Source organism: Ruegeria profundi (genome assembly GCF_049800715.1).
GTDB lineage: Bacteria > Pseudomonadota > Alphaproteobacteria > Rhodobacterales > Rhodobacteraceae > Ruegeria > Ruegeria profundi_A.
The window spans coordinates 487,898-504,675 of record NZ_JBNAFO010000001.1 but is presented as its reverse complement, the minus strand read 5'-3'; the positions used below and the strand labels follow the sequence as shown (position 1 = coordinate 504,675).

Genomic DNA, 16,778 nt, shown 5'->3' with positions numbered 1-16,778 from the left:
TTCAGCGCTCCTCAATCAGAGTAATTTGGTCAAAGGGCGCCTTGGGGCGCCCGGTGCCGCGTGCGAGCGTCGCAATCGCGGCCTCGATTTTTTCTTTGTTCTCTGCCATCCAGACATAGGCGGTCTGGTGCGAGGGGCGCGCGCCTATCAACCGCATATCCGCCGCCAGTCGCTCGGGCACAAGCGCCCGTACGATGCGGTTGTCGATGTCAATCTCGACACGGTAGCATTCGGTTGCTGGATCGCGGCCCCTGATCTCCATTACCGGTAGGTCACCTGTTTGACGGCAGCGATCACCTCATCCGTGGTGATTAGGGCCAGTTTTTCGAGATTCGCGGCATAGGGCATCGGAACATCCTTGCCCGTGCAGTTGATGACCGGCGCATCGAGATAGTCGAACGCTTCCTGCATCACGACCGAGCTGATGTAGCTACCGACCGATCCTTGTGGCCAACCTTCTTCCACAGTCACGAGACGGTTGGTCTTCATCACCGAGTTGATGATCGCGCCTGTGTCCATCGGTCGGATAGTGCGCAGGTCGATGACCTCGGCGCTGATGCCCTCTTCGGCCAGTTTGTCGGCGGCTTCGAGGGCATACTGCATGCCGATGCCGAAGCTGACGATGGTCACGTCCGAGCCTTCGCGCCAGATGCGGGCCTTGCCCAGAGGAATGGCTAGGTCATCCACTTGCGGCACGTCGAAAGTGCGTCCGTAGAGGATTTCGTTTTCCAGGAAGATCACCGGGTTGGGGTCGCGGATCGCCGATTTCAGCAGGCCTTTTGCGTCGGCGGCCGAGTATGGCATCACGACTTTCAAACCAGGGATCTGCATGTACCATGCGGCGTAGTCCTGAGAGTGCTGCGCGGCCACGCGGGCGGCGGCACCGTTGGGGCCACGGAACACGATCGGGCAGCCCATCTGGCCGCCGGACATATAGAGCGTCTTGGCGGCGGAGTTGATGATCTGGTCAATCGCCTGCATTGCGAAGTTGAAAGTCATGAACTCGACGATGGGTTTCAGACCACCGAAGGCTGAACCAACCGCGATACCGGCAAAGCCATGCTCCGTGATCGGGGTGTCGATCACGCGTTTGGGGCCGAATTCGTCCAGCAGACCTTGGCTGATTTTATAGGCGCCCTGATATTCGGCGACTTCTTCACCCATCAGGTAAACGTCTTCGTCGCCGCGCATCTCTTCGGCCATCGCATCGCGGAGCGCTTCGCGGACAGTCTCGGTTTTCATTTCCGCGTCAGCTGGCCAATCGGGCGACAGGTCCACGACCGGAGCGGCCGGGGCGGCGGCTGCGGGAGCGGGGGCCTCAACCGCCGCAGGGGCGGCCTCGGTCACCGCTGCGGCTGCGGGGGCAGCCGCGGGCAGGGCGGAGGCATCTTCGCCTTCTTCAACCAGGATCGCGATGGGGGTGTTGACCTTGACCCCCTCGGTGCCTTCTTCGATTAGGATTTTGCCGACTATGCCTTCGTCAACGGCCTCGAACTCCATCGTGGCCTTATCGGTTTCGATCTCGGCCATGATGTCGCCGGAAGATACGGTGTCGCCTTCCTTGACCAGCCATTTAGCCAGCGTGCCCTCTTCCATTGTAGGCGAAAGGGCGGGCATGAGAATTTCGGTTGCCATGTCTTATTCGTCCTCTCAGGCGTAGATATCTGTCCAGAGCTCTTCGACGGAAGGCTCGGGGCTTTCTTTCGAGAATTCGGCGGCCTGGTTGACGACCTCTTTGATCTCTTTGTCGATCGCCTTCAGGTCATCTTCGGTCGCGTGTTTGCCGGTCAGCAGCAGCTCGCGCACATGTTCGATCGGGTCGCTTTGCTCGCGGACCTTCTGAACTTCTTCGCGGGTTCGGTACTTGGCCGGGTCGGACATTGAGTGGCCACGGTAGCGGTAGGTTTTGACCTCAAGGATGTAGGGGCCTTTGCCTGCGCGGCAGTGCGCGACGGCTTTCTCGCCCGCGGCTTTGACCGCCAGAACATCCATGCCGTTGACCATTTCGCCCGGGATACCGAAGGCCTGACCACGGTGATAGATATCCGCCGAAGAGGTCGAGCGCGCCTGGGCGGTGCCCATAGCGTATTGGTTGTTCTCGATCACGAAAACCACGGGAAGTTCCCAAAGGGCTGCCATGTTGAATGTCTCGTAGACCTGACCCTGGTTGGCGGCGCCGTCACCGAAATAGGTGAAGGTCACGCCACCGTTTTCCTTGTATTTATCAGCGAAGGCCAGACCCGCGCCCAGCGGGACCTGAGCGCCAACGATCCCGTGGCCGCCGTAGAAATGCTTCTCTTTCGAGAACATATGCATCGAGCCGCCTTTGCCCTTAGACAGGCCGCCCTCACGCCCGGTCAGTTCGGCCATGACGCCGCCCGGATCCATGCCGCAGGCCAGCATGTGACCGTGGTCGCGATAGGATGTGATGCGTTTGTCGCCTTCCTTCGCAGCAGCCTCAAGGCCGACAACAACCGCTTCCTGTCCGATGTAGAGGTGGCAGAAACCACCAATCAGACCCATACCGTAAAGTTGCCCCGCCTTTTCTTCGAATCGACGGATCAACAGCATTTCGCGGTAGTAGGTTTTCAGCTCTTCCGCAGAAACGTTTGGTTTCTTTGTGGTTTTTCGCGCAGCCATTGTGGCGATCTCCCCCTTTCGGACAGATAGTTTAGCGTTAAACTATCTTTTAGAGCATTTCTTGCGATCTGGCGAGCGTAAATATGACGCAGCGTAGCTTTGCGCAATTCGTGCAGGGGGAGGAAGGGTTAGCGGATGACGATTTCATCCGCGCGGATCATGCCCAGTACGGATCGGGCCTGTTGATCCAGTAGGTCGAGATCAAGGTAATTGTCCGAAAGACGGCGGGTGAGGTTTTCCATCTCGGCAATCTCAGCTTTGAGCGCCGCGAGGTCGCGTGACAGGGCGTCCCGTTCCGCCGAAATCTCAACCCGTCGGAACAGGCCATAGTCTCCTTGCACGGCGGCAAAGGTGAAATATACACCCAGCATAAAAGCCACCGAAAAGAAAAAAACTGCGCCCAAACCGGGCCGATGGGAACGGGACACTCTGTTGACCGCCGTATGAAGTCTGCCTCAATAACGGGCCCTTTATGGGCCTCTGATTGCACTATGTCACAGGTGATTCGGGATGTGAATCCCCTGATTCGCAAAAATTGCGTGGTTGAGTCAGATTGTCTTACGGCACGCGTGGAAGCGCGCGGCGATGATCACTGCTCCAAAGCTGCGACGCCGGGCAGGGTCTTGCCCTCCATCCATTCCAGGAAAGCTCCGCCTGCGGTCGAGATATACGAGAAATCCTTGGCCGCGCCCGAAGCATTCAGGGCAGCAACCGTATCCCCGCCACCTGCGACCGAGATCAACTGACCCGCGCGTGTCAGCGCAGCGGCTTTGAGGGCGGCGGCGTTGGTGGCGGCGTCAAACGGCTCCAACTCGAACGCGCCGAGCGGGCCGTTCCAGATCAGGGTCTGGCTTTTGCCGAAAATCTCGGTGATGGCGGCAACACTTTCGCGACCTGCGTCTAGGATCATGCTGTCTGGAGGGCACTGATCAGCGGGCAGAACCTGATGCGGCGCGTTTGCTTCGAATTTCTCGGCGACCACCACATCAACGGGCAGCACAATGCTGCAACCGGATGTTTCGGCCTTGTCCAGAATCTCTGCAGCGGTGTCTTTCATCGCGGTTTCGGCCAGCGATTTTCCGACATCGACGCCCTTGGCGACAAGGAACGTGTTTGCCATGCCGCCGCCGATGACCAGATAGTCGACCTTGTCGATCAGGTTGCCCAACAGCTCCAGCTTGGTTGACACTTTCGCGCCACCCACAACGGCTGTCACAGGGCGTTTAGGTGCGCCCAGAGCGCCCTCCAGCGCTTCAAGCTCGGCCTGCATCAGGCGACCGGCGCAGGCGGGTAGCAAACGGGCCAGCGCCTCGGTCGAGCTGTGGGCGCGGTGCGCGGCCGAGAACGCGTCATTGCAGTAGATATCGCCCAGGCGCGCCATGCCAGCGGCCAAGTCGGGATCGTTCTTGGTTTCAGCCGCGTGGAAGCGGGTGTTTTCCAGCAGCAGCACCTGACCGGGCTGCAAGGCGTCTGCGGCCAGTTCCGCCTCAGTGCCCACGCAATCGGCGGCGAACAGGACCTTCGCGCCGAAAGCAGACTCCAAGGTCGGGACAAGTTGGTTCAGCGACAGGCTTTCACGTCGCTCACCGCCGGGACGGCCGAAATGGGCCAGCAGGATGGGTTTGCCGCCAGATGCCAGGATGTGCTGCACCGTGGGAACAATACGCTGAATACGGGTGGCGTCGGTCACAACACCGTCAACGACCGGCACGTTGATATCCACGCGCACCAGCACGCGTTTGCCGTTCAGGTCCATATCGTTCAGTGTTTTCCAGCCCATCGCGCAATCCTCGTGTTTTGATACCCTTTGGGCGGTTCTTTTCCTGCATTTTGCCCTCAGGTCAATGCGTCACTTGGCATTCAGGCGCTTGGCGCATAGGTATTTGCGCAAGACAAACGACAGGAGGGCCAGATGGCCGAGATCAAGGATCCCGAAAACACAATCATCATTGAGCTGAAAGACGGCAATGTCGTCATCGAGCTGCTGCCTGACGTGGCGCCTCTGCACAGCGCCCGGATGAAAGAACTGGCCCGTGGGGGGGAGTATGACAACGTGGCCTTCCACCGAGTGATTGACGGCTTCATGGCCCAGACCGGCGACGTCCAGCACGGCGACATGGAAGACGGGTTCAACATCCGCATGGCGGGCACTGGCGGGTCGTCTCTGCCGAACGTTCCGGCGGAGTTCTCGAAACTGCCGCATGACCGTGGAACGCTGGGCGCTGCGCGTTCGCAGAACCCGGACTCGGCAAACTCGCAGTTCTTTATCAACTTCAAAGACAACCACTTCCTGAACGGTCAGTACACGGTTTATGGCCGCGTGATCGACGGGATGGAGCATGTCGACGCTATTGTACGGGGTGAGCCGCCTGCGAGCCCGGACCGCATGATCAGCGTCAAGGTAGCGGCAGATGCATAAGCTCGCCGCCGCTTTTGTCCTATTGGCCAGCCCCGCGCTGGCCACCGGGCTGCAGATCGAGGTTGAGGGTGAGGCCAATGGCACCATCACCGTTGACCTGTTCGAAGATGTCGCACCCAAGCACGTTGAGCAGATCACCGCGCTCGCCAACGCAGGTGAGTATGACGGGGTCGTCTTCCACCGCGTGATCGAGGGGTTCATGGCCCAGACCGGAGATGTTCAGTTCGGCAACCAGACCAAGGGCAGCTTCAACGCTGCCAATGCAGGTCGTGGTGGCTCGGACCGTCCTGATCTGCCGGCCGAATTCTCGGACATCACCTTTGATCGCGGTGTAGTCGGCATGGCGCGGTCTCAGAACCCCAACAGCGCGAACTCACAATTCTTCATCATGTTCGAGCCGGGACCGTTTCTGGATGGCCAGTACACCGTTGTCGGTCAGGTCACGGACGGGATGGACGTGGTCGACGCGATCAAACGCGGTGCGGGCCAGAACGGCGCTGTTGTCGGCCAGCCTGACGCGATGAAAAAGGTCACCGTGACCGAGTAACGAAAAACCCCGGCGCAGGCCATGCGCCGGGGTTTTCTTGTGGGCTAGGGACTGAGATCAGTCGTCGCCCATTGCTTTCCAGATCAACGCACCGATGGCACCCCCGATCAGCGGGGCGACCCAGAACAGCCAGAGCTGTGCAAGGGCGGGGCCATCCGCAAACAGGGCCACGCCCGTGGACCGTGCCGGGTTAACCGACGTGTTGGTGACAGGGATCGAGATCAGGTGGATCAAGGTCAGGGCCAGACCGATGGCAATCGGGGCAAAGCCCGCAGGCGCTCCGCTGGAGGTGGCGCCCAGAATGATGACGATAAAGAAGGCGGTCAGCACGATCTCAATCACCAGCGCAGACATCATAGAATAGCCTTCGGGTGACGCCTCGCCATACCCGTTCGAGGCAAATCCGCCCACGCCTTCAAAACCGGGCGCTCCGCTGACGATCACGTACAGTACCACCGCTGCCGCAATTGCACCCAGCACCTGAGCGACCCAATAGGGTAGCAGGTCTTTGGCGGGGAAGCGCCCTCCGATCATCAGGCCGAGGCTGACCGCGGGGTTGAAATGCCCGCCCGAGATATGGCCCACCGTATAAGCCATGGTCAAAACGGTCAGACCGAAGGCGAAGGATACACCAAGCCATCCTATGCCGACATCAGCGACCCCTGCCGCCAGAACCGCGCTGCCGCAGCCTCCCAGAACCAGCCAGAACGTGCCGAAGAATTCGGCCATGAGTTTTGATGACATGAATAGTCCTCCATTAATCAATGAGAACCAGAGTAATTCAAAAACTGTGATTTGTGAAACTTGCGTTTGGGGGAATTTTCACGGCCTGCGCGTCAGTTAGGCCCTTCGCCCCATGTCGCGGGATCGAGATTGAACAGCGCGGCAAGTTGTTTGTAGACATGAGGTGCCGCCTTTTGCAGGGCGTGAGGGCGCTCAAAAAACACCTCGACCGCGACGGCAAAGAACTCCTCATGGCCTTCGGCACCGTAGGGGTCGATGACGGTGCGATGCCCGGCCTCTACTGCTGCGACATGGTCGGAATAGGCCGTTAGGAAGACCTTTTCCCACTCGGCATAGCTTTGTCCTTTCGCCAAGACCGGAACTCCGTTGGTGCCACCCGACAGGTCGTCGATCTGGTGTGCAAACTCGTGGAACACCACGTTGCGCCCGTCATGATCATTTAGCGCGCCTTGCTTGCTATGGGCCCATGACAGGATCACCGGCCCTCGGTCCCAGCTTTCGCCGGTTCGGATGATCTCTTTCTCGGTAATCACATAGCCGCTGCGCCTCTGCTGCCGAGACTTGAAGGCGTTGGGGTAAATCAGAACACTCGTAAGATTGTCGTACCAGGTATCCGTGTTCACCACGAGCAGGCAGGCTTGCGCGGCGATGGACAATTGCATCTCATCGGTGACCTCCAGCCCGTCGCAACCGTAAAAGCTCACCTGTTCCAAAAACAAGTTGATCTTGCCATCCAGTTTCTCACGCAGGTCGGCGGGAACACGTTGGAGGATGGGGACCTGTGCTGCGATGATGCGCCGGTCGTCTTCGCTGAGCGGCTCGGCCAGAAGTGCTGCGCGCGCCATTTTCTTCGACCAGGACCAATACAGAAACGCGCCTAAGACGGCTGCGACAAGAGCAAAAAAAATCCACATGGGTGGAGCTTAGCCGTATCAGTTCAAGCTTGGAACTGGATTCAGAGCAAAGCCTGCAGCAGAATCGAAAACGCCGCAGGATGGCCTGCGGCGTTTCAAAAATCCGGGTTGGATTTGCTTTACTGTTTGACTTCCGCAGCCGGGTTGGCACCCGGTTTCGCGCCGCGGCCAGGATTCAGTGGGTCGTCCTGGCGCTGAACCGAACCTTCGAAATGCGCGCCGCTTTCGATGGCGATTGTCTTGTGGATGATGTCGCCTTCGACCCGTGCGGTCGAGGTCAGTCGGACTTTCAGGCCACGCACGCGACCCACGATGCGGCCGTTGACCACGACGTCGTCCGCAGTGACTTCGCCTTTGATGGTCGCGGTTTCGCCGATGGTCAGCAGATGCGCGCGGATATCGCCTTCGACAGTGCCTTCAACCTGAATGTCACCGGTTGTCTTGATGTTGCCGGTGATATGCAGGTCCGAAGACAGGACCGATGCGGGCGGCTTGGGCTTGGGCGCCGTGCTGGCCTTGGGTTCAGAAGGGGCAGGGGCCGCCGGAGTCGCCGGAGCAGCAGGTTTTGCCGCCTCAGAATCCTTGGATGCGGGCTCGTTGATTTTGCTCTTAGAAAACATTTCTCGCAGCCTTGATGTAAGTCATTGGGTTTACTGGTTTTCCGTTCACGCGCACCTCATAGTGCAAATGCGTGCCGGTGGACCGTCCGGTGCTACCCATATCAGCAATATGATCCCCGCGCGAGACCCTTTGGCCGACCTTGACGTTGATCTTGGTGTTATGAGCGTAAAGTGTCTCAATCCCGAAGGCGTGTTTGATCCTCACAAGGCGTCCAAAGCCGGACTGCCAGCCGGCATGGGTGACCACGCCATCTGCAGTTGCAAAGATATCGGTGCCCTGAGGGCCCGCGAAATCGACGCCGTTATGCATCCGGCGTCCGCCCGTTTTGGGGTCGCGACGAGAGCCGTAGCCGCTGGTAAACCGCACAGCGGAATGAACCGGGTTCGCAAAGGGCGCTTTTTCGGCCGCCAGACGATACAGGTTCAACTGATCCATTTGTTGTAGAAGCTGGTTTGCGCGCACCTCGTCGGCGGAGATGTCACTCTCCTCGCCGCGGGTGCTCAGGGATAAAGGGGTCAGCGGACCGCCCATACCGCTATATCCGCGTCGCACCTCTTCGATGATGCGGTCTGTGGGCATACCCGCCTGGCGGAACATCTTGTCCAGAGGCTCGACCGAGATCACCATCGCCTCTTCCAACTGGCGGAAAATCTCGTCACTGCGTTCCTGCATCAGTCGGATTTCCAGCTCCAGGTCATCGCGCTGGTCCAGCGCATCACGCGCGTCGGCTGCGATCTGATCTCGCTCTTCCGCAGTGCGGGTCAAAGCGTCGGTCATGAATTCCATCTGCGCCGGGGCCGAGGCGGCCACGACGTAGGAGTCCGTTGTATCCGCATCCTGTTGCAGCTTCGCCAGTTCGCCACGGGCCTCTTCGCGTTGCTTCATCGTTGCGCGCAGCGTGGTCTGGATCACCTCGATCCCAGTCTCCAACTCGCGCCGACGGTTTTCCGAGGCCAAAAGCTCGGACTGCATCGCCGAGACCTGCGCCAGTGCAGCGTTGAACCGGTCCTGCGCGGCCAAGGCTTCCTGCGCGCGGGCGTCACGCTCAGCGGACAGGATGTTGAGACGTTCTTGATAGGTGGCCTGATCGCGTTTGGCTTGTTCGCGGAAGTTGCCAGATCCGATGCTGTCCATCAGCAGAATCGCAGTGGCGACGGCGGTCCAGCCAACCATGACGGCCACACCGGTCACCGCAGCGATCTGCGTTTCCGAGCTGAGTCGGATGTACCGTGTGTCTTTGTCAGATTTCAGAAAAACCCGGCGTTCCGGGAAGTGCCGTTCGAGCAACGAGTGAAATTTAATTGCCAGACGTGTTCTCACGCGTCTTACCTCTCATCCCCAAGATCGGGACCGGTCGTGGTGCAATAGCCGTCCCTTGGACGGGATGCTTAATAGGGTCTCAGCATTCGGGCAAGTTTGTTGACCAATTTGTCGTCGAAGGTGCAGTTTTCCCCCTACGGATCGGCGAAAACCTGCCGAAATTAACCTTTAACCTCAGTCTGAGACCTGACCCGTCGAGGGCATATCCTCGGTGAGTGGCCAGTAGAAGTCCGGCGGCAACCCTGCCTCGGCGCGCTTCTCTTCGTTAAAGGGCGGTTTCAAGGCACCGTGGAAATAGCGCCGAACCAATTGGTGGAAGACGTCCTTGGGGTCGGCGTTTTCGCGTCCGCACAGAAAATGAAACCACTTGGAGCCATAGGCGACGTGGCCAACCTCTTCTGCATAGATCACCTCGAGCGCGGCGATGGCCTGTTCGGCCTTTGCCTTGCGAAAGATGTCGATCATGCCGGGTGTAACGTCCAACCCGCGTGCCTCCAGCACCATGGGAACCACCGCAAGGCGGCCCATCAGATCCTCGGCGGTGTCTTCGGCAGCGCGCCACATGCCTGCGTGGGCGGGCAGGGCGCCGTAAAAGCTGTCCATCTGTTCAAGGCAGTCGCAGACCATCTCAAAATGGCGCGATTCTTCTTCTGCGCATTTGACCCAGTCATCATAAAAACCGATCGGCATGGGCACGTGACCAAAGCGGGCAATGATGTCCCAATGCAAATCCACCGCGTTCAGCTCTATATGCGCAACGGCGTGCAAAAGCGCGATCCGCCCGGCATCGGACCCCGGTTTGCGCTTTGGCACTTCGCGCGGTGAGAGCAGCTCGGGCTTTTCAGGGCGTGCAGGGGTCAAAGGCGGGGTGGCGGTGCCGATTTCAATCGCTTCAGCCTCGCCCTTGCGCGACGCGAACCAAGCGGCGGCATGGCGTTTGGACAGGGCGGTTTTCTCCCGCCCGTCCGCTGTTGTCAGAACCTCGGTTGCCATCTGGGTCAGTGTTTTGGGCACTGGTACGCTCCACCTTGTCGTATCGAGGCTGGGGATAGACCGGATGGCGCTCGAGGTCGAGGGGGGCTACATCGCCTTAACGGCTTCAAGCACTGCATCCACGTGGCCCGGCACTTTGACCTTGCGCCAGACCTGTGCGATGCGGCCCTCGGCGTCGATCAGGAAGGTCGAGCGTTCGATGCCCATGGATTTGCGGCCATACATGTTTTTCTCGACCCAGACGCCGTAATCCTCGCAGACGGTCGAGTTTTCATCCGACAGCAAAGGCGTAGTCAGGTCGTGTTTGGCGACGAACTTGTCATGTTTGGCCACGCTGTCGCGCGAGATGCCGAAGACCTGAGCGCCTGCATCGGCAAAGGCCTGAAGCTGCTCTGAAAAACCGATGGATTCCTTGGTGCAGCCCGGCGTATCATCGCGGGGATAAAAGAATAAAACGACGGCACTGCCGCGCAGATCCGCGAGGGATACCTCACCGCCGCCGTCTCGGGGAAGGGTGAAATCAGGGGCCATGTCTGAAACGTCGGGCATTGGAAACTCCGCTAAAGGTTTTTAAACGCTGCCCGATATCATAGGGCAACGCGGACGGGTTGAAAGGCGTGGAACGCAAATTGGTGCAGCAGGATCAGGACAATAGCGAAGAGGTCGGCCAACCGAAACGCCGCCGCTCGCGCCGTCGGACGGCGGGCATCTGGACGTTGCGCGGCGTTGTTTTGCTGGTCGTTCTGGCTGTGGTCACGGGGTTCATGGTGCTGGGCCAGCGTATGCACGCCCCGGCCTGGCTGCGCAGTAACGTTGAGGCTCGGCTGGAGGAAAATCTGGGCGGCCTCCAGATCCGCTTTGGCGATGTCAGCTTTATCATTCACGAAGGCTGGCGGCCCCGTTTGCGTCTGACGGATGTGTCCATCAGTGATCAGGCCGGACAACAGATCGCCCAAGTGTCGGATATGCGGGCCAGTCTGGCGATGCGGCCCTTGCTGCGCGGTCATGTGAGGCCCAAGCGGATCAAACTCAGCGGAGCGCAGATCGCCCTGACCCGAGGTGAGGATGGCGCGCTGACGCTGACAGTGGGCACCGGCAGCGCGCCGGTGCAAAGCGCATCAAACCTGGCCGAATTGATCGAGGCCGGGGATGAGGTGTTCCTGTCTCCGGTCCTGACTGCGCTGACATCGGTGCAGTTGGATGCGATCACGCTGGACTATCGCGATCTGCGGCTTGGGCGGTCTTGGATTCTGGACGGCGGCCATATTCAGCTCACCCGCAATGACGATGACATGCGGTTGGCCACCGGGTTCTCGGTCCTGTCCGGGCGCGATTATGTCAGCCAGATCGAGGCCAATTATACCAGCATCCTGGGAACGCCCGAGGCGCGTTTTGGTGTCACGATCACCGACCTTCCGGCCGAGGATATCTACGGCCAAAGCCCGGCGTTGGCGTGGTTGCAGGTTCTGAAAACACCGATCTCGGGCGCGGTGCGAGGCAGTGTGGATGGCTCAGGGGCGTTTGGCCCTGTTTTCGCAACGCTCAATCTGGGGGCCGGGGCGGTGCAGCCGAATCCAGAGACACGTGCCATCCCGTTCGACTCCGCGCGCACCTACTTCACCTATGATCCCAACCGGCAGGAGTTGGACTTCAACGAGGTCTCGATCGATTCCGCCTGGGGATCGGTGCAGGCCGCGGGCAAAGCCTATCTGCAAGGGGTGGAAAACGGGACGCTCGACAGTCTGGATGGGCAGTGGAGCCTGACGGGGATCAACGTCAACCCGGCCAAACTCTTCCCCGAGCCGCTGAATCTGACGCGGGCCGACCTAGACGTTCAGATGAAATTTGCCCCGTTCCGGTTGCGCGTCGGCCAGATGACGATCGAGGATGGTGGCCACCGCGTGAGGACCTCGGGTCTGTTGGTCGGGCTGGCCGATGGCTGGTCGGCCGATCTGGATGCGCATCTGAACCAAATGGGTTCCGAAGATGTCCTAAACTATTGGCCCGAGCGTTTGGCGCCAAAGCCGCGGGAATGGGTGACTAAGAACCTCTCCAAGGGCGCCTTGTCGGATATGGATTTCGCGCTGCGCCTGCGGCCCGGTAACAAACCCGACATCTATCTGGATTTCGGGTTCGAGGATGCCACCATCCGTTTCGCCAAGACCCTGCCTCCTGTCGAAGGCGCGCAGGGGCAGGCCAGTCTGATTGATGATCGCTTCACCGCAACGGCGCAGCAGGGTCTGGTGATGGCCGATCAGGGCGGGGCCGTGGATGTGTCGGGAACGTCCTTCATCATTCCCGATGCCGAAATCAAAAAAAATACGCCGGGTATTGCAAGGATAAGTGCGACGGGGGGTGTCACTGCCGCGCTATCCCTACTGGATCGCCCGCCTCTCAGCCTGCTCAGCAAGGCAGGACTGCCGGTCGATATGGCCGAGGGGAATGTTGCGCTTTCGGGCACGTTGTCCTTACCGCTGATCAAGGGCCTAAAGTTTCAGGACACCCAGTTTCACTTTACCGGCACTCTTGGAGACTTGAGAAGCAACCGTCTGGTGCCGGGATTCTCCGTCAGCGCACCGATGCTAGAGTTGTCCGGAGACCAGACCGGCGTGCAGATCGAAGGGCAGGGCCTGTTCGGCGATGTGCCCGTGCAGGCCAAATGGCAGCAGCCGATTGACGGCGAAACGGCTCAACGCAGCACCGTGACGGGGCAAATCGAGCTGTCTCAGCGTCTGATGGCCGAATTGAAGGCCGGGTTGCCGCAAAGCTTCCTCAGCGGGTCCGGCACGGCTGATTTTACGTTGGGCATCGGTGCAGGCGCGCCGCCGCAACTGTCCGCCTCATCAGATCTGGTGGGCGTCACACTGGCTATCCCCGAGCTGGGATGGCGCAAGCCCGCGTCGACCAGCGGCACGCTTACTGCTGATGTAACACTGGGCCATGGGTTGAAGGTTGATGCCCTGAACCTTCAAGCGGCGGGGTTGCGGACCGCAGCGTCGATCACCTTTCGGGACGGGGATTTTGACCGAGTTTCCTTCAGTTCCTTCGATCTGGAAAACTGGCTGGCTGTACCGGCCGAGCTGATCGGGCGGGGCAATGCCGCACCTGACATTCGCGTTCTCGGCGGGGCGCTGAACCTGGGCCGCGCCACATTCGGCGGGTCTGAGGGTGGCGGTGGCGGGTCGGGCGCTGGCCCGAATCTCGACGTGACGCTCGACCGTCTGCAAGTCACCGAGAGCGTGGCTCTGACCGGCTTTAAAGGCGCGTTTCAAACGACCGGAGGGGTCAACGGTACATTCAACGCCCGCGTCAACGGAGGGGCTGCGGTGCAAGGCCGCCTCACGCCACGAGGCGTGCGCAGTGCAGTATCGTTGACCTCGATTGATGCGGGCGCTGTCTTGCGTTCTACAGGTTTGATGACACAGGCACGGGGCGGAACGCTGGACGTCCAGCTAGAGCCTGTCGCGACGGTTGGCAACTATGACGTGATCCTGAAAATTGCCAGCACCCGTATTCATGATGCGCCCGCAATGGCGGCGTTGCTGAATGCAATCAGTCTGGTCGGGCTGTTGGACGAAATGGCCGGGCAAGGCATCTTTTTCGCTTCAATCGACAGCCGAATGCGGATCACTCCGACCGAGGTTAAAATTCTGAGCGGCAGTGCGGTCGGACCGTCCATGGGCCTGTCTTTTGATGGAACGGTGGATACGGTTTCCGGAACGCTGGACCTGCGGGGGGCCATTTCTCCGATCTATCTTTTGAATGCGGTGGGCAGCGTCTTCACCAAGAAGGGCGAAGGGGTCATCGGGTTCAACTACAGGCTTACGGGGCCGTTGACGGATCCCAAGGTCTCAGTCAACCCTCTCTCGGGCCTCGCGCCGCTGTTCTTGCGCAACCTGCTGCGCCCGGCGGCCCCGACGGTTTCGGACGGGCCCAATGCTCGACCGCGCAAGCCGGACGAACCCAACCGGACGTACGGTACGCCGAACTACGACCGCTAGAGGATATGGCCGAATCTCTTGCGGCCTTGTATGGCGCGGCCATGAAACTCAGCGATTTTGATTTCCACCTGCCCGAAGACCTGATTGCGACTCGCCCCGCCAACCCGCGCTCGTCCGCGCGTTTGTTGGTGGCCGAGCGCCAGGCGATCTCGGACAGCCATGTGTTCGATCTGCCCAACTGGCTGCGCCCCGGCGATCGGCTTGTGTTGAACGATACGCGCGTGATCCCGGCAAGGCTCAGCGGGCGGCGGCATCGCGACAGCGCGCAGGGGCCGGTTTCCGCCGCGATCGAGGCGACGTTGCTAGAGCCTCAGGCGAATGGAACCTGGACTGCGCTGATCAAGCCGCTGAAAAAGGTCAAACCGGGCGAAGAGATCGCATTCTCGGACGATCTCAGTGCGACGCTGGACCGGGTAGAGGACGGGCAGGCCTATCTGCAGTTCAACCTCAGTGGTGAGGATTTTGACGCCGCCCTTGAACAGGCCGGTGCGATGCCTTTGCCACCCTACATCGCCGCCAAACGTCCAGCGGACGAGCAGGACAAGACGGATTACCAAACCATCTGGGCGCGCAACTCGGGCGCTGTGGCCGCACCAACCGCGTCTCTGCATTTCGATGACGCGTTGATGGAAGCGCTGGCCGAGCGCGACGTGGACTTCAGTCACGTGACCCTGCATGTGGGCGCGGGCACGTTTCTGCCGGTAAAGGTGGAGGACGTGACAACCCACAAGATGCATGCCGAGTGGGGCCGGGTCAGCCAGCGGGCCGCTGATGAGATCAGCGCAACCAAGGCGGCAGGGGGCCGGGTGATCCCGGTCGGCACCACCGCACTGCGCCTGATCGAAAGTGCTGCGCGCAGCGGTCAGATCGCGCCTTGGGAAGGGGAAACCGACATCTTCATCTATCCGGGCTTTCAGTTCCACGTGACGGATGCGCTGATGACCAATTTCCACCTGCCCAAATCGACCCTGCTGATGCTGGTTTCGGCCCTGATGGGGCAAGAGCGTATGCGTTCCGTCTATGCCCATGCGATTGAACAGAAATATCGCTTTTTTTCGTATGGGGATTCATCCCTTCTGATCCCCTAAAACCTTCAGCCGCGACACTGTCAGACAGGGAATGTCGTAGACAGGCGCGATCTGCATTTGTTTTGATCACATAACGACTCGCAAATCAGCTTGGCACATCCCGGAGGCCCAAATGATTCAGGTTCTGTCCACCGCTTGGGCGCTTCTTCTTGGCATGGGTTTGCTGATGGTCGGCAACGGCCTGCAAGGCACGATTCTGGGTGTTCGCGGTGAAATCGAAGGCTTCTCGACCCTCGAGATGTCCTTTGTGATGTCGGCCTATTTCATGGGATTTCTGGGCGGATCGCGCCTCGCACCCGAGATGATCCGCAGGGTTGGCCATGTGCGTGTCTTCGCGGCCCTGGCCTCGTTCATCTCCGCGGTCATGATCATGTATCCGATGCTGACCGACCCGATCGCGTGGTTCCTGGGGCGTGCCGTGATCGGCTTCTGTTTCTCCGGCGTGTACGTGACCGCTGAAAGCTGGCTCAACAACGCGGCCAGTAATGAGAACCGGGGGCAGGCACTGTCGCTTTATATGATTGTGCAGATGCTGGGGGTCATTTCGGCTCAGGGATTGGTCTTGCTGGGCGATCCCGCTGGATATGAGACGTTTGTGATCGCGTCGATCCTCGTTTCCGTCTCGTTCGCACCGATCCTTTTGTCGATTTCTCCAACCCCCGCATTCGACACCACCAAGCCCATGACCCTGCGCGAGCTGATGGGCAAATCCCCGTTGGGCTGTGTCGGTATGTTCCTGCTGGGCGGCGTGTTCTCGGCGCAGTTCGGCATGGCAGCGGTCTATGGCGCACGCGCCGCGCTGAGCTTGGTCGAGATTTCGACCTTCGTAGCTGCCTTTTACATCGGCGCTATCGTGCTGCAATACCCGCTGGGTTGGTTCTCGGACCGGATGGATCGGCGTTTCCTGATTCTGCTTGCGGCAGCCATAGGCGGTGCCAGTGCCGTAGCTGGCATGCTATTCGGCGTGAATTTCCCGATCCTTCTGGTTACCGCTTTCTTTATTGGCGGTATGTCAAACCCGCTCTATTCCCTGCTAATCGCCCATACGAACGATTTTCTGGATCGCGAGGATATGGCCGCTGCATCTGGTGGTTTGCTTTTCATCAACGGCTTGGGCGCGATTGCTGGCCCGCTGATTACGGGTTGGTTGATGGGGGACGGGATCTTTGGACCTCCGGGCTTTTTCCTGTTCATCGCGGCGTTGCTATTCGCGATGGCCGGCTACGCAATGTATCGCATGACGCAGCGCGCGGCGATCCCTGTAGACGAAACCGGCACCATGTCGCCTCTGTACCCGTCCGCATCCCCTGTTGCGCTTGAGGTGGCCCAGGAAGTGGCCATCGAAGCCGCCGAGGCCGAGGACGACGCACAAGATGTTTCCGCTAACGCCTAAATATGTCCGAAATGTAGTAATATTTTACTGTTACAAATCTGTAAAACAGCCTTAAATGACCTTACGTCCCTGGGGAGGGCAACACACGGAGTTAAGGG

Annotated in this window: 16 protein-coding genes; 5 read left to right on the top strand and 11 right to left on the bottom strand. The window is 59.8% G+C overall.

Annotated features, from left to right (window positions below):
• Position 1 precedes the first annotated feature (1 nt).
• The 5 genes from ACP15L_RS02515 to ACP15L_RS02495 form a co-directional block, all read right to left on the bottom strand.
• Positions 2 to 262 carry a hypothetical protein gene (locus ACP15L_RS02515; RefSeq protein ID WP_170374009.1) on the bottom strand — a complete coding sequence of 87 codons (261 nt, stop codon included), beginning with the start codon at positions 260 to 262 and terminating at the stop codon, positions 2 to 4.
• A complete protein-coding gene (locus tag ACP15L_RS02510; RefSeq protein WP_425082999.1) occupies positions 262 to 1,635 on the bottom strand; it encodes a pyruvate dehydrogenase complex E1 component subunit beta in 1,374 nt (457 codons plus the stop codon). Before ACP15L_RS02510 ends, ACP15L_RS02515 begins: the two co-directional genes overlap by 1 nt.
• 15 nt (positions 1,636 to 1,650) lie before the next feature.
• Complete coding sequence (gene pdhA, locus ACP15L_RS02505; protein ID WP_170721817.1) at positions 1,651 to 2,640, bottom strand: pyruvate dehydrogenase (acetyl-transferring) E1 component subunit alpha; 990 nt, start codon at positions 2,638 to 2,640, stop codon at positions 1,651 to 1,653.
• Between the two features lie 128 nt (positions 2,641 to 2,768).
• Positions 2,769 to 3,068 carry an FtsB family cell division protein gene (locus ACP15L_RS02500; RefSeq protein WP_170458795.1) on the bottom strand — a complete coding sequence of 100 codons (300 nt, stop codon included), beginning with the start codon at positions 3,066 to 3,068 and terminating at the stop codon, positions 2,769 to 2,771.
• Positions 3,069 to 3,229: 161 nt separating this feature from the next.
• Positions 3,230 to 4,420, bottom strand: coding sequence for a phosphoglycerate kinase (locus ACP15L_RS02495; protein WP_425082998.1), 1,191 nt, complete (start codon positions 4,418 to 4,420; stop codon positions 3,230 to 3,232).
• Between the two features lie 132 nt (positions 4,421 to 4,552).
• Between ACP15L_RS02495 and ACP15L_RS02490 the strand changes: the two genes are divergently transcribed.
• Both ACP15L_RS02490 and ACP15L_RS02485 read left to right on the top strand, forming a co-directional pair.
• Positions 4,553 to 5,059: a peptidylprolyl isomerase gene (locus ACP15L_RS02490; RefSeq protein ID WP_170374004.1), complete on the top strand. Its 507-nt coding sequence runs from the start codon at positions 4,553 to 4,555 to the stop codon at positions 5,057 to 5,059.
• On the top strand, positions 5,052 to 5,606 hold the full coding sequence (locus ACP15L_RS02485) for a peptidylprolyl isomerase (protein ID WP_170374003.1): 555 nt from the start codon (positions 5,052 to 5,054) through the stop codon (positions 5,604 to 5,606). The genes ACP15L_RS02490 and ACP15L_RS02485 overlap by 8 nt, the downstream gene beginning before the upstream one ends.
• A 57-nt stretch (positions 5,607 to 5,663) precedes the next feature.
• Here ACP15L_RS02485 and aqpZ read toward each other — a convergent pair whose 3' ends face one another.
• The 6 genes from aqpZ to ACP15L_RS02455 form a co-directional block, all read right to left on the bottom strand.
• Positions 5,664 to 6,350, bottom strand: coding sequence for an aquaporin Z (gene aqpZ, locus ACP15L_RS02480; protein WP_170458789.1), 687 nt, complete (start codon positions 6,348 to 6,350; stop codon positions 5,664 to 5,666).
• Positions 6,351 to 6,442: 92 nt separating this feature from the next.
• Positions 6,443 to 7,195 (bottom strand): zinc-dependent peptidase, encoded by a 753-nt coding sequence (locus ACP15L_RS02475; RefSeq protein ID WP_425082997.1) that lies wholly within the window; start codon positions 7,193 to 7,195, stop codon positions 6,443 to 6,445.
• A gap of 188 nt (positions 7,196 to 7,383) precedes the next feature.
• Positions 7,384 to 7,884 (bottom strand): bactofilin family protein, encoded by a 501-nt coding sequence (locus ACP15L_RS02470; protein ID WP_170374000.1) that lies wholly within the window; start codon positions 7,882 to 7,884, stop codon positions 7,384 to 7,386.
• Entirely contained in the window at positions 7,874 to 9,205 is a 1,332-nt protein-coding gene (locus ACP15L_RS02465) for a DUF5930 domain-containing protein (RefSeq protein WP_425082996.1), read from the bottom strand. The genes ACP15L_RS02470 and ACP15L_RS02465 overlap by 11 nt, the downstream gene beginning before the upstream one ends.
• Before the next feature lie 174 nt (positions 9,206 to 9,379).
• Entirely contained in the window at positions 9,380 to 10,198 is an 819-nt protein-coding gene (locus ACP15L_RS02460; RefSeq protein WP_425083206.1) for a ferritin-like domain-containing protein, read from the bottom strand.
• 87 nt (positions 10,199 to 10,285) lie between these two features.
• Positions 10,286 to 10,747, bottom strand: coding sequence for a peroxiredoxin family protein (locus ACP15L_RS02455; RefSeq protein WP_170373998.1), 462 nt, complete (start codon positions 10,745 to 10,747; stop codon positions 10,286 to 10,288).
• Positions 10,748 to 10,815: 68 nt separating this feature from the next.
• On the opposite strand from ACP15L_RS02455, the gene ACP15L_RS02450 reads away from it, so the two are divergent.
• From ACP15L_RS02450 to ACP15L_RS02440, 3 genes are all read left to right on the top strand, one after another.
• Positions 10,816 to 14,199 (top strand): DUF3971 domain-containing protein, encoded by a 3,384-nt coding sequence (locus ACP15L_RS02450; RefSeq protein WP_425082995.1) that lies wholly within the window; start codon positions 10,816 to 10,818, stop codon positions 14,197 to 14,199.
• Between the two features lie 41 nt (positions 14,200 to 14,240).
• Positions 14,241 to 15,287, top strand: a complete 1,047-nt coding sequence (gene queA / locus ACP15L_RS02445) for a tRNA preQ1(34) S-adenosylmethionine ribosyltransferase-isomerase QueA (RefSeq protein ID WP_425083205.1) — start codon at positions 14,241 to 14,243, stop codon at positions 15,285 to 15,287.
• Between the two features lie 112 nt (positions 15,288 to 15,399).
• On the top strand, positions 15,400 to 16,680 hold the full coding sequence (locus tag ACP15L_RS02440) for an MFS transporter (RefSeq protein ID WP_170639606.1): 1,281 nt from the start codon (positions 15,400 to 15,402) through the stop codon (positions 16,678 to 16,680).
• Positions 16,681 to 16,778 lie beyond the last annotated feature (98 nt).

What these genes read in the sequence shown, in the direction of transcription:
- queA (WP_425083205.1), top strand. Translation starts at nt 14,241, where the DNA reads ATGAAACTCAGCGATTTTGATTTCCACCTGCCCGAAGACCTGATTGCG.
- ACP15L_RS02470 (WP_170374000.1), bottom strand. Translation starts at nt 7,884, where the DNA reads ATGTTTTCTAAGAGCAAAATCAACGAGCCCGCATCCAAGGATTCTGAG.
- ACP15L_RS02440 (WP_170639606.1), top strand. Translation starts at nt 15,400, where the DNA reads ATGATTCAGGTTCTGTCCACCGCTTGGGCGCTTCTTCTTGGCATGGGT.
- ACP15L_RS02485 (WP_170374003.1), top strand. Translation starts at nt 5,052, where the DNA reads ATGCATAAGCTCGCCGCCGCTTTTGTCCTATTGGCCAGCCCCGCGCTG.
- ACP15L_RS02455 (WP_170373998.1), bottom strand. Translation starts at nt 10,747, where the DNA reads ATGCCCGACGTTTCAGACATGGCCCCTGATTTCACCCTTCCCCGAGAC.
- aqpZ (WP_170458789.1), bottom strand. Translation starts at nt 6,350, where the DNA reads ATGTCATCAAAACTCATGGCCGAATTCTTCGGCACGTTCTGGCTGGTT.
- ACP15L_RS02495 (WP_425082998.1), bottom strand. Translation starts at nt 4,420, where the DNA reads ATGGGCTGGAAAACACTGAACGATATGGACCTGAACGGCAAACGCGTG.
- ACP15L_RS02460 (WP_425083206.1), bottom strand. Translation starts at nt 10,198, where the DNA reads ATGGCAACCGAGGTTCTGACAACAGCGGACGGGCGGGAGAAAACCGCC.
- ACP15L_RS02475 (WP_425082997.1), bottom strand. Translation starts at nt 7,195, where the DNA reads ATGGCGCGCGCAGCACTTCTGGCCGAGCCGCTCAGCGAAGACGACCGG.
- ACP15L_RS02510 (WP_425082999.1), bottom strand. Translation starts at nt 1,635, where the DNA reads ATGGCAACCGAAATTCTCATGCCCGCCCTTTCGCCTACAATGGAAGAG.
- pdhA (WP_170721817.1), bottom strand. Translation starts at nt 2,640, where the DNA reads ATGGCTGCGCGAAAAACCACAAAGAAACCAAACGTTTCTGCGGAAGAG.
- ACP15L_RS02490 (WP_170374004.1), top strand. Translation starts at nt 4,553, where the DNA reads ATGGCCGAGATCAAGGATCCCGAAAACACAATCATCATTGAGCTGAAA.
- ACP15L_RS02515 (WP_170374009.1), bottom strand. Translation starts at nt 262, where the DNA reads ATGGAGATCAGGGGCCGCGATCCAGCAACCGAATGCTACCGTGTCGAG.